The 11,734-nt window shown below is 62.9% G+C and carries 11 protein-coding genes; 9 read left to right on the forward strand and 2 right to left on the reverse strand.

What is annotated here, in order from left to right:
* Positions 1 to 86: 86 nt before the first annotated feature.
* The 6 genes from QCM77_RS33810 to QCM77_RS33835 all read left to right on the forward strand — a co-directional run bounded on the left by QCM77_RS33810 (position 87) and on the right by QCM77_RS33835 (position 3,489).
* Positions 87 to 1,031, forward strand: a complete 945-nt coding sequence (locus QCM77_RS33810; RefSeq protein WP_279664992.1) for a metallophosphoesterase family protein — start codon at positions 87 to 89, stop codon at positions 1,029 to 1,031.
* A gap of 23 nt (positions 1,032 to 1,054) precedes the next feature.
* Entirely contained in the window at positions 1,055 to 1,393 is a 339-nt protein-coding gene (locus QCM77_RS33815) for a cupredoxin domain-containing protein (RefSeq protein WP_279664991.1), read from the forward strand.
* A gap of 115 nt (positions 1,394 to 1,508) precedes the next feature.
* Positions 1,509 to 2,057: a sigma-70 family RNA polymerase sigma factor gene (locus QCM77_RS33820; protein ID WP_279686342.1), complete on the forward strand. Its 549-nt coding sequence runs from the start codon at positions 1,509 to 1,511 to the stop codon at positions 2,055 to 2,057.
* Complete coding sequence (locus QCM77_RS33825) at positions 2,054 to 2,818, forward strand: anti-sigma factor family protein (RefSeq protein WP_279686343.1); 765 nt, start codon at positions 2,054 to 2,056, stop codon at positions 2,816 to 2,818. Before QCM77_RS33820 ends, QCM77_RS33825 begins: the two co-directional genes overlap by 4 nt.
* 72 nt (positions 2,819 to 2,890) lie before the next feature.
* Entirely contained in the window at positions 2,891 to 3,172 is a 282-nt protein-coding gene (locus tag QCM77_RS33830; protein WP_279664987.1) for a type II toxin-antitoxin system RelE/ParE family toxin, read from the forward strand.
* Between the two features lie 11 nt (positions 3,173 to 3,183).
* Positions 3,184 to 3,489, forward strand: coding sequence for a HigA family addiction module antitoxin (locus QCM77_RS33835; protein WP_279664986.1), 306 nt, complete (start codon positions 3,184 to 3,186; stop codon positions 3,487 to 3,489).
* A 9-nt stretch (positions 3,490 to 3,498) separates the two neighbouring features.
* On the opposite strand, the gene hpnO is transcribed toward QCM77_RS33835, so the two are convergent.
* Positions 3,499 to 4,890, reverse strand: coding sequence for an aminobacteriohopanetriol synthase HpnO (hpnO, locus tag QCM77_RS33840; RefSeq protein ID WP_279664985.1), 1,392 nt, complete (start codon positions 4,888 to 4,890; stop codon positions 3,499 to 3,501).
* Positions 4,891 to 5,031: 141 nt separating this feature from the next.
* Between hpnO and QCM77_RS33845 the strand changes: the two genes are divergently transcribed.
* Positions 5,032 to 5,664 carry a DUF2147 domain-containing protein gene (locus QCM77_RS33845; RefSeq protein WP_279664984.1) on the forward strand — a complete coding sequence of 211 codons (633 nt, stop codon included), beginning with the start codon at positions 5,032 to 5,034 and terminating at the stop codon, positions 5,662 to 5,664.
* Here the strand turns inward: QCM77_RS33845 and hpnN are convergent.
* Positions 5,632 to 8,220: a hopanoid transporter HpnN gene (hpnN, locus tag QCM77_RS33850; protein WP_279664983.1), complete on the reverse strand. Its 2,589-nt coding sequence runs from the start codon at positions 8,218 to 8,220 to the stop codon at positions 5,632 to 5,634. The genes QCM77_RS33845 and hpnN overlap by 33 nt on opposite strands.
* Positions 8,221 to 8,687: 467 nt before the next feature.
* On the opposite strand from hpnN, the gene ispH reads away from it, so the two are divergent.
* Together ispH and hpnH are read left to right on the forward strand one after the other, a co-directional pair.
* Positions 8,688 to 9,614 carry a 4-hydroxy-3-methylbut-2-enyl diphosphate reductase gene (ispH, locus tag QCM77_RS33855; RefSeq protein ID WP_279664982.1) on the forward strand — a complete coding sequence of 309 codons (927 nt, stop codon included), beginning with the start codon at positions 8,688 to 8,690 and terminating at the stop codon, positions 9,612 to 9,614.
* A 35-nt stretch (positions 9,615 to 9,649) separates the two neighbouring features.
* Positions 9,650 to 10,810, forward strand: coding sequence for an adenosyl-hopene transferase HpnH (gene hpnH, locus QCM77_RS33860; RefSeq protein WP_279664981.1), 1,161 nt, complete (start codon positions 9,650 to 9,652; stop codon positions 10,808 to 10,810).
* Positions 10,811 to 11,734 lie beyond the last annotated feature (924 nt).

An 11,734-nucleotide genomic window follows, 5' to 3' on the forward strand; every position in this document is an offset into this window, starting at 1 on the left:
CGAAAACGTCATCGCATTCGGGAATAAACCCACCCCTCCTCCGATCACCGCCCCGAAGCCCAATTCCGGGCGAGAGGAGACGCGCGATGAGCGGACACAATCACGGGGACGACGGCGTCAGCCGCCGCAAGGTGCTGGAATGCATGACCTGGGCCGGCACCGGGGTGCTCTGGACCATCACGGGCGGCGTGCCGCGCTCGCTCGGCATCATCGATTCCGCGCAAGCCGCGACCGCGGCCGCGCCCGGCATGACCTTCCTCCAGATCAGCGACAGCCATGTCGGCTTCGACAAGCCTGCCAATCCCAACGCGCTCGGCACGCTCGAGGAGGCCATCAACAAGATCAACGCGATGCCGGCCAAACCTTCCTTCATGATCCATACCGGCGACATTACCCATTTGTCGAAGGCCGCCGAATTCGACAACGCCGATCGCATCATCTCGCAGAGCAAGCTGGACGTGCACTACGTGCCCGGCGAGCATGACTTCCTCGACGAGGAAGTAAAATTCTATCGCGAGCGCTACGGCCGCGGCACCAAGGGCCAGGGCTGGTATTCGTTCGACGCCGGCGGCGTTCACTTCATCGGCCTCGTCAACGTCGTCGACCTCAAGGCCGGCGGTCTCGGCAATCTCGGCGCCGAGCAGCTCGCCTGGCTCGAGGACGACCTGCGCGGCAAGTCGAAATCGATGCCGATCGTGCTGTTCGCCCACATCCCGCTCTGGACCGTCTATCCGGAATGGGGCTGGGGTACCGAGGACGGCGGCCGCGCGCTGGAATACGTCAAGGGTTTCGGCTCCGTCACCGTGCTGAACGGTCACATCCATCAGGTGATGCAGAAGGTCGAGGGCAACGTCACCTTCCACACCGCGCGTTCGACTGCATTCCCGCAGCCAGCGCCGGGGGCCGCTCCATCGCCCGGACCGATGAAGGTCGAGGACGCAAAGCTGCGCGCCATGCTGGGCGTTGCCAGCGTCAACTTCAAGCAGAACGAGCAGCGGCTCGCGATCATCGACACGCCGCTCCAGGGCTGAGCAGGACGGAACGGAAGCTGACAATGAAGACACTCAATCGCCGCGACTTCGGTGTCGACCTCGGTCTCGCTTTGGCCGCGGCCGTCCTGTTGCCCGCGACAACCGCCCGTGCCGACGACAATATGGAGGTGCATATCGACAATTTCGTCTTCCAGCCGGCCGAGCTCAAGATCGAGCCCGGCAGCACCGTGACCTGGACCAACCGGGACGACATCCCCCACACCGTGGTGTCGGCCGGCAAGTTCCGGTCCAAGACCCTGGACACCGACGACAAGTTCTCGTTCACCTTCACCAATGCGGGCGACTACAAATATTTTTGTTCGTTGCATCCGCACATGACGGGGATGATCAAGGTTGAGTAACATCTCGAACCAAGGCATCTCTGTCTTGCCCGGCCGGCGGTCCCACGCTGGCCGGGCTTGCGCGTCTTCAGCCGTGTCGGGGGAAGAAACGAAACAAGAGGCAAAGCGAGAGGCGATGCCCGTCAGCGACGATTTCCAGAAGGCGCAGCGTTTCCGCGAGGCGGCCCTGCCCCATCTCGACGACGTCTACACGCTCGCGCGCTATCTGCTGCGCGATGCCTCCGATGCCGAGGATGCGGTGCAGGAATGCTATCTGCGCGCGCTGAAGCATTTTGACAGCTATCGCGGCCCTGCGATGAAGCCCTGGCTGTTCGCGATCCTGCGTAACGTCTGCAACGCCGAATATGCACGACGCGCGCATTCGCACGCCGCCATCGAGGACAAACCCGGCGCCCCCGAGCAGACGCCGATATGGCAAGAGACCGAGGCGAGCCCGGAGACGGAAGTGCTGCGCAGCCGCGACGCCGGCGCGATCCGCAAGCTGATCGACGCCCTCGCCGAGCCGTTCAAGGAAACCTTCGTGCTGCGCGAGATCAGCAACATGTCCTATCGCGAAATCGCCCAGGCCGTCGGCGCACCCGTCGGCACCGTGATGTCCCGCCTCGCACGCGCCCGCGCCATGCTGCGCGCGGCCTGGATGGCGGAAGAGGAGCACTCGAAATGAACTGCGACGAAGCAAAAATGCTGCTTCACGCGCTGCTCGACAACGAGCTCGATGCCGGCCACGCGCGCGAGGTCGAAGCGCATATCGCAAGCTGCCCGGCCTGCGCCGCCGAGCTTGCCTCACAACAGGAAATGAAGCGCGTGCTGGCCGACGCCAACTTGCGCTATACCGCGCCCGCAAGCCTGCGCGCACGGATCGAAGCGTCTCTGCCTGGGCCACAGCGCCAGCCCAGCCGCCGCTCCGTGCTGCGCGGCTTCGCGATGGGCTCTGCGGTCTCCGCGCTCGCCGCCTCCGGCGTCGTCGCCGTGGTGTTGCGCCAGGACGACCAGCAGCGCATCCTGTCCGAGGTCGTCTCCGCCCACCTGCGCTCGCTCCAGGCGGGCCATCTCACGGACGTGATCTCGACCGACCAGCACACCGTCAAGCCCTGGTTCAACGGCAAGCTCGACGTCGCCCCGCCCGTGATCGATCTCACCGCGCAGGGTTTTACGCTCGTGGGTGGCCGGCTCGACTATATCGACGCGCGCGCCATCGGCGCAGTGGTCTACCGGCGCCGGCAGCATGTCATCAACCTGTTCGTGGCACAGACCGTCAGCATCGAACATCGGCCGCTGAAGACCCAGACCATGCAGGGCTTCAACTGCCGCCGCTGGGGCGAGCGCGGCCTGAACTTCTGGGCCGTCAGCGATCTCGGCGCCGACGAGCTCGCCGAGTTCGTCGACAAGTTCGAGGCAGCGATGAAAGCGAATGTGGCGGGGTAGCGGCCTCAAGATGTATCATCTATTGATACACATGGCCTTGAATTGCGTATCAGACAATGATACATTGTTTGAGTGATCAAGACCTTCAGGGATAAGACGACTGAGGCGGTCTTTGACGGCGAAAGTCCTAAGGGCTTTCCGGCCGATTTGATCAAGGTTGCGCGCCGGAAATTGCGTTATCTGCACGCAGCAGGCGAACTCGGCGACTTAAGGGCGCCACCCGGCAACCGCCTTGAGGCCCTCGCCGGCGATCGCAAGGGACAGCACTCGATCAGGATCAACGATCAGTTCCGAGTGTGCTTCGTCTGGACAGCGCAAGGCCCCGCCGAGGTCGAGATTGTGGACTATCACTAGGAGACGCGACGATGGTCAAAAAACTAAAGCCCATGCATCCTGGTGAGGTTCTTCGGGAGGAATTTCTGGTTCCGCTAGACATGTCGGCTGGTGCCCTTGCGAGGACATGCGGCCTTCCTCGTACGCGAATCGAGCGGATCGCGAGCGAACAGACTGGGATCACCGCCGACACAGCACTTCGACTCGCCAAGGCCCTCGGCACGACGGCCGAGCTTTGGCTCAATCTTCAGAATGACTACGATATCCAGATCGCCAAGCGCGATCTCGGCAAGGCGCTCGACCGCATCGAGACTGTGAACAAGCCCAAGGCGGCCTGAGCGATCGGCCTACGCCGACCGCCTCACCGCGTTGTCGACCAGCGTCTTGCCGAGCGACCAGATCGCGCCGGGGACCTTGTGGCTGCCCGCGATGACGTCGTCGAAGGCGCGCTCGATCCAGCCGCAGTCTTCCTCGGTGATGGTGAGCGGCGGCAACAGCTTGATGGTGTGGCTGCCATGGCCGGCGACTTGCGTGAGGATCTTGTGGTCCTTGAACAGCGGCACGGTGATGAGCTGGCAGAACAGACCCTTGTTGGCGGCTTCCAGCACGTTCCAGGAGGCCCGGAGCCGCAGCGATTTCGGCGGACCGAACTCGATGCCGATCATCAGGCCCTTGCCGCGCACTTCCTTCAACAGCTCGTAGCCCGGCACCATGCGCGTGAGCGCGAGACGAAGCTCGGCGCCACGCTTGGCGGCGGACTCGACCAGCTTCTCGGACTCCATGACGTCGAGCGTGGCGATGCCGGCGGCCATCGCGAGGTCGTTTTTGGAGAAGGTGGAGCCGTGCACCACAGCGCGGTCCATCTGGTTGAATATCTTGTCGAAGATGCTCTTGCGCGTCAGCACGGCGCCGACCGGCACGTGGCCGCCCGACAGCGACTTCGACAGCAGCACCATGTCGGGCTCGACGTTCCAGTGCTCGACCGCGAGGAAGCGGCCGGTGCGGCCCATGCCGGTCTGGATCTCGTCGGCAACGAACAGAGTGCCGTATTTCTTGCAGAGCGCCGCCGCCCCGGGCAGGAACTCGTCGGTGGGCATGTTGACGCCCTTGCCCTGAATCGGCTCGACGACGAAGGCGGCTACCTCGCGCGATGCCAGCGCCTTTTCGAGCGCGGCGAGATCGTTGAACGGGATCGAGGTGCAGCCCGGCAGCAGCGGCTCGAAGCCTGTGCGGAAGTTCGAATCACCCGTCAGCGACAGCGCGCCATAGGTCAGGCCGTGATAGCCATGGGCACAATAGACGATGCCGGGCCGGCCGGTGGCACCGCGGGCGAACTTGATCGCGGCTTCGACGCATTCGGCGCCGGAATTGGCGAAGAACGCCTTGTCGAGATAGGGGACGTACTTCAAAAGCCGCTCGGCGAGCACGCCGGCGAGCACCGAGACGTCGAACTGGACGAGGTTGGGCAGCTCTGCATCGAGCACGCTCTTGAGCGCCTCGCGCATGACAGGATGATTGCGCCCGATCGCAAACACGCCAAAGCCGGACAAGAGGTCGAGATAGCGCGCGCCGTCGCGGTCGTACAGGTACTGCCCCTGCCCCTTCTGGAAGCCGACATCATAGCCGATGGTCTTCAGGACCCGAACGAACTGCTCGTTCAGATGCCGATTATGCAGGGCGCTGCGCTGGGCCTGACGGTCCGCGAATAGCTGAGACATGTCTGGATTTGGGCTGTGCATCCGCTACATACTTCGGTTGAGGGCCGTCTCGTCAACTGAAAACGGACCGTTGCCGAAAACGGTCTGTGCGGCCTTTTGCCCTTTTTCGGACCATCTTCGCAAGCACAGCTTTAGACCATGTTGCACGGCCAAGGAACTATCATGCGTTTAGCCCTTTACACCGGACTAATACTGGGTGGCGGTTTCACCTGCCTGACCCCGGCGCTCGCCGCCGATCCCACCGGCGACTGGCGGGTCGCCGACGGCGTCGCCAACATTCGTGTCGCCCAATGCAATGGCAGCATGTGGGGCGCGGTTTCCTGGGAAAAACAGCCCGGCGGCCGCGATGAATACAATCCGGACGCGTCGAAAAAGACCAGGCCCACGCTGGGCATGGCGACCCTGATCGACATGAAGAAAAAGCCCGGCGCCGATCAGTGGGAAGGTCAGGTCTACAACGCCAAGGACGGCCAGCTCTACAGCGCGACCATCACACCGGCGGGGACCGACCAGCTTGAAATCAAGGGCTGCGTGATGGGCTTCCTGTGCGGTGGCGAGACCTGGACCCGGGTCGGCCCCCCGATCCCTTTGAGCCCCGCCAACGCCATGGCCAAGGGCGCGCCGAAGTCCACTGGCGCGGCGCCGAAAGCCCAGGGAACGACGGGCGCTACAGCGGCACAGCCTGCGCCCGCAGCCCCGAAGGCCGTCGGCACTGCCAAACCCGGTCAGAAGGGCGCCGCCGACCCGGTCGGCGACATCTGCCTACTCCCTGAGATTGCGGGGTTTGCCCATTAGGGCCGGCTGAAACAGCAGCACGGCGGCGAGCGTCGTCACCAGCGAGAGCGCGAGCAGCTTGCCCATGCTGGACGTGCCGGGATGGCTCGACAGCCACAGGCTGCCGAACGCGGTTGCCGTCGTCAGCGCACTGAAAAAGATCGCACGTGTCAGGCTGGTCTGGAGCAGGTTTGTCCGGCCCGAGCGCCAGGCCACGACGTAATAGATCTTGAAGGCGACGCCGACGCCGAGCAGCAGCGGGAACGCGACGATATTGGCGAAGTTGAGCGGCAGGCCGATCAGCACGCAGATCTCGAGCGTTACCGCGCCGGCAACCAGGAGCGGCACCAGCGTCATCAGCACGTCGACGAACCGGCGCAACGTGATCCACAGCAAGAGGCCGATCACCAGCAGCGCGTAAATGCCGGCATGGATGAACGCCTTCACCACTGTGTCGCCCGACTTCAGGATCGAGACCGGGCCGCCGATCGCGGTCGGCTCGGCAACGAGCACCGCCGCCGCAAATTTGCGCAGGGTGTCGTTGTCGTTGGGATCGCCCTTGGGCAGCGCCTCGACGCGGATGATGCCGTCCTTGCTCTTCCACGCGCTGACGAGGTCGGGCGGCAATGACTTCAGGGTGACCGGCTCGGCCTGCATCGCGTTCCGGAGCTGGTCGAATACGATCTTCATCGGCGTGACGAACACGTCCTGCGCCTTGTTGCGCGTGGCCTCGTCGCCATTGGCGAGCTTTTCGAGCGCGTCCGCGAGCCGGCGCGAGGCGCCTGCACCCGGGCCGTTCGCGTCGCCCGCGGTCCGGCGCAGATTGTCGACCGAGGATTTCAGCGAATCGACGTTCTCCTTGTCCGACGGCGCCGCGTCGATCTGGTCCGGGTTGAGCGCGGGGTTCAGCACCTTGGCACCCTGCGCGAGCAGCTTCAGCTTCGGCGGCTGGTCTTCAGGAACGAAGCTGTTGAGCGACATCACGCGCAACACCTCCGGCACCTTCTCCAGCTTCGCCTCGACCTGCTTCGCCTGTTCCTCGGACGCCGTCATCACGTTGATGGCATTGGCGCCGGTGTTGGGATCCTTGCGCAAATCGAGGAAGGTCGCGATCGATTCGGCCTTCGGGTTGCGCAGGTTCATCGGGTTGAAGTCGAACTTCATGAAGTAGAGCAGCGGCAGGCCGGCGACCGCGAGAAGGATCGTGCCACCGACGACCAGCACGCGGTGCTTCTCCAGGAAGTGATCGAGCGGCGCCAGGAAGGCGTAGCCGACCGGCTCCTTCTCGCCGGGCGGGTTCAACAGCTTCAGCAGCGCCGGAAGGATGGTGATGCTGGTGACGAACGCGACCAGCATGCCGACGCCGGCGATCTGGCCGAGTTCGGCGATACCCTTGTAGTCGGTGGGGATGAAGCAGAGGAAGCCGGCCGCGGTCGCCATCGCCGCCAGCGACAACGGAATTGCCGAGCGCTTGGCGGCCAGCACCAGCGCACCCGAAAGGTCGTTGTGCTTGTAGCGCTCGGAGCGATAGCGGACGCTGTACTGGATGCCGAAATCGACGCCGAGGCCGACGAACAGCACGGCGAACGCGATCGACAGCAAATTGAGCGAGCCGACCATCATCAGACCGGCGGCGGTTGTCAGCGCAAGACCGACGAAGAGATTGACGAATACCGCGACGATGATCTTCGCCGAATGCAGCGCCAGCCACAGGATGAGCAGCACGACGAGGACCGTGCCGACGCCATTGACGATGGCGCCTTCCTGGACGGTGGCATATTCCTCGTTGGCGATCGGCACCGGACCGGTCAGCCGCACCCGCGCCTGGTACTTGGTCGCAAAATCCAGATCGGCTGCAGCCTTGCGGATCGCGTCGGTGGCGCCCTTGCCGGGCTCCAGCGCGTTGTAGTCGAGGATCGGCTTGAACTCGATGAAGGCGCGCTTGTCCGAATCCGTCAGCGGCTCGTCACTGACGAGCTCGCGCCAGGAGAAGGTCGCATTGCCCTTGTTGAGCACGGTCTCAACCGTCTGTGCGATCTGGTTGAAGGGCCGCTCGGTGTTGTCGAGCTTGACCTGGCCGCGCTTGACGCCGGCAAGTCCCGTTTCCAGCGCGCCGGTCAGGCCGCGGATCGAGGGATCGCCGGCCATGATCTCGATCAGGGGCGCGGCGGATTCGAACTCGCCGGTGACCTTGCCGACCTCCTCGGTCGGCAGAAACAGCAGGCCGTTCTTCTCGAAGAACTCGCCGGTGCCGAGCTGCTGCACCGACTGGAAGTTGATCTTGTCGTCCTTCAGCTTGGCATAGAGCGCGTCCGACGCCGCAGTCGCCATCTCCGGCGTTTTGGCCTCGACGACCGCCGTAATCGTCGCATCGCGGTCGAAGGCGCGATCGAACTGCTGGTCGCGTTGGCGCCAGTCCAGATTCTGGGCAATCAGCGAATTGATGTCGGTGTTGATGGCGAAGTGCCGGGACGTGTAATAGCCCGCCCCCACGGCCAGCAGGAGCCCGAGAACGACGACGAGGGAGGCAAACCGGGTGCAGGCCCTGACGATGGCAACGACTACGCTTTGCAGCACTTCTTTTCTTTCTGCGGTTAATAGCTTGCCGGAAACGCCCGCTGTTTATCGGAGTTCCCGGGTGAAACCTATTGCTGTTTTGAGTGGTTATTCCCGCCAGAAGGTTCGAGGTAAACGGCGGGAAGACCGTAGCAAAATCATGCGGGGCGGTCGGGTATAGCCGGGGAGTTGAGGCGGGAAAGTGACGAAGGGCGCGCACAAATGTCGCCCATTTTGCTGATGAGGGGTGTTCCCTACTATAATACCGTGAAATTGACCCAGCAGGGAACCAAAGTTCATTCGACCTTTCCTTGCTGCCGATTTTTTGACACAAAGTACTGCGCCTCCATGCACCGGAGCCCCAACGGGGGTGGGCGGCTACCGCGTGCGCGAAACCGATGGTGCGGATATTGCAGCTCATTGGTTAGTGTCGGGCGTCCCCGGAGACTTGAGAAGCGGATTGGTGCAACTTGCGTGATGGGCATCCAATGGAAGTTTATCTGGCGCAACCGCGCGGCTTTTGCGCGGGGGTGGTGCGTGCGATCGAGATTGTGGAACGGGCGCTGGAGAAGTACGGCCCGCCCGTCTATGTGCGCCACGAGATCGTGCACAATAAATACGTCGTCGAGAGCCTGAAAAACAAAGGCGCGATCTTCGTTGAGGAGCTGGCGGAGGTTCCGCCGAAGGCTGTGACGGTCTTCAGCGCCCACGGCGTCGCCCGCAGCGTCGAGGAAGAGGCCGCCGCGCGCGACCTTCCGGTGCTCAATGCCACCTGCCCGCTGGTCACGAAGGTTCACAATCAGGGGAAGCGTTACATCAGCAAGGGCCGCACCTTGATCCTGGTCGGCCATGCCGGCCACCCCGAGGTCGAGGGCACCATGGGCCAGATTCCCGGCCCCGTGCTGCTGGTCCAAAGCGTTGAAGAGGTTAAGGCCCTTGAGCTGCCCGCGGATGCGCCAGTGGCCTATATCACCCAGACCACCCTGTCGGTCGACGACACCAAGGACATCATTTCGGCTCTCCAGGCCCGCTTTACAGACATTCAAGGCCCGGATATCCGGGATATCTGCTATGCGACACAGAACCGCCAATCTGCGGTAAGGAACTTGAGCAAGCTGGTCGACGTGATCTTGGTGGTGGGCGCTGCCAATAGCTCGAACTCGAACCGGCTCCGCGAAATCGGCACTGAAGCCGGCGTCGCGAGTTATTTGATTGCCGACGGCCGCGCGCTCAATCCGGAGTGGTTGAAAGATGTCAGGACCGTCGGCGTCACGGCCGGCGCTTCGGCGCCCGAGGTACTCGTGGATGACGTGATCGAAGCGATGCGGCGGATCGGACCGGTAAAGGTCTCGGTGCTGCCGGGCCGCGAGGAAAACATCGAATTCCGGCTTCCAGCCCAACTGGCTGCGAGCTGACCCACCCGAATTTCAAGCCCAGAAAGAAACTTGTAATGGCTATCCCCTTCTTCAAGGAAATGCGTATCGGCGGCTATTTGATCAAGCAGAAACTGCTTGGCCGCAAACGCTATCCGCTCGTGCTGATGCTGGAGCCGCTGTTCCGCTGCAACCTCGCCTGCGTCGGCTGCGGCAAGATCGACTATCCGGACGCGATCCTCAACCGCCGCATGACCGCACAGGAGTGCTGGGACGCGGCCGACGAGTGCGGCGCGCCGATGGTCGCCATTCCCGGCGGCGAGCCGCTGATCCACAAGGAGATCGGCGAGATCGTGCGCGGCCTCGTCGCGCGCAAGAAGTTCGTCTCGCTCTGCACCAACGCGCTGCTGCTCGAGAAGAAGCTCGACCTGTTCGAGCCCTCGCCCTATCTGTTCTTCTCCGTGCATCTCGACGGCCTGAAGGAGCACCACGACAAGGCCGTGTCGCAGAAGGGCGTGTTCGACCGCGCCGTCTCCGCGATCAAGGCGGCCAAGGCCCGCGGCTTCACCGTCAACGTCAACGCCACCATCTTCGACGGCCACCCGGCCGAGGAGATCGCCAAGTTCCTGGACCTCACCGTCGAGCTCGGCGTCGGCGTCTCGATGTCGCCAGGCTATGCCTATGAGCGTGCGCCCGACCAGGAGCACTTCCTCAACCGCACCAAGACCAAGAAGCTGTTCCGCGACGTCTTTGCGATGGGCAAGGGCAAGAAGTGGAATTTCATGCATTCCGGCCTGTTCCTCGACTTCCTCGCCGGCAACCAGGAATACGAGTGCACGCCCTGGGGCATGCCCGCGCGCAACATTTTCGGCTGGCAGAAGCCCTGCTACCTGCTCGGCGAAGGCTACGCAAAAACCTTCAAGGAGCTGATGGACACCACCGACTGGGAGACCTACGGCACCGGCAAGTACGAGAAGTGCGCCGACTGTATGGCCCATTGCGGCTACGAGCCGACGGCGGCCACCGCAGCCATCAGCCACCCGCTGAAGGCGATGTGGGTGTCGCTGCGCGGCGTCAGGACCACGGGTCCGATGGCGCCCGAGATCGACATGACCAAGCAGCGCCCGGCGCAGTACATCTTCTCGGCCGAAGTGCAGAAGCGCCTGTCGGAGATTCGCAAGGACGAAGCCGCCGCTGCCCAGGAGAAGGCGGCACGGAAGGCTTCGACCGCCGCGTAAGCGCCACGAGTCGGCACGAACGAACAAGGCCCGGTCGCCACCGCGACCGGGCCTTGTTGTTTCGTTCAGCTCAAGCGCCAGGGGGAAGAGCGGAGTCAGCGCGCTGGCTGCGTTCCCTCCCCTTTGCTGGACCGGGCCGGGCTCCCTCCCGCAAAAAAATCGAAAACAACCCCATGCACAGTAGAAACGCGACTGCCGAACGGCACACTGTCCATTCGGCAAGTCATTGCTGCGTCGAGCAAATCAGCGGCAAACGGGCAATGGCCGGGATTCTGCAGTGTTGCACCGCAATTCGAGGCGCGCCGTCAGTTTGAGCGCAATCGAAGGCAAGCATCAATTTCGTATTTTACGAATGTCGTTTGAAGCGTCGGGCAAAACAGTGGCACTATGCCATCGTGGCCCATTCGAAAGCGGCAACAGCCAATCGCTGTAGGCAACGCGCGGAATCCCTGCTGATATCCACCTCCGGGCAAACAATGCGATAGGCAACTGCACACGAACTTCCGTGTCTCATTTAAGGGTTACAATCCAGTGCACCTAGTTGATCCGGCGTCGGCATCAGACGAAATCGATAAGGTTAAGTGCACTGTCATCGCAATCCCTACGACCTGGATCGCTATTCAGCGTCATCGAATGCAGCCAGCAACGCCGTTCCAGTTTCTGCAACCGTCGGAGCACTGGATCGTTCCCTTTCTGGGAGAGGAGCGAAGCCATCCCTTGGACCAAGATTCCGGGTGGGAATGTAAATAACACGGTTGGTTTCAAATCTAACGATAACATCTTTTGTGGATCGAACGAAGAGCCGGTCCCGATTGTCTGAACAAAAATTCCGCGTCGATAAGTGGAGACTCTGCCGGTGTTAGGCCGCCGCGCGGAGCGGAGGAAGATCGAAGTAGGCTTGATCCGGGGTGCGGTCGTCAAGGC

The sequence above is a fragment of the Bradyrhizobium nivariense genome, assembly GCF_029846695.2.
Classification (GTDB): Bacteria; Pseudomonadota; Alphaproteobacteria; order Rhizobiales; family Xanthobacteraceae; genus Bradyrhizobium.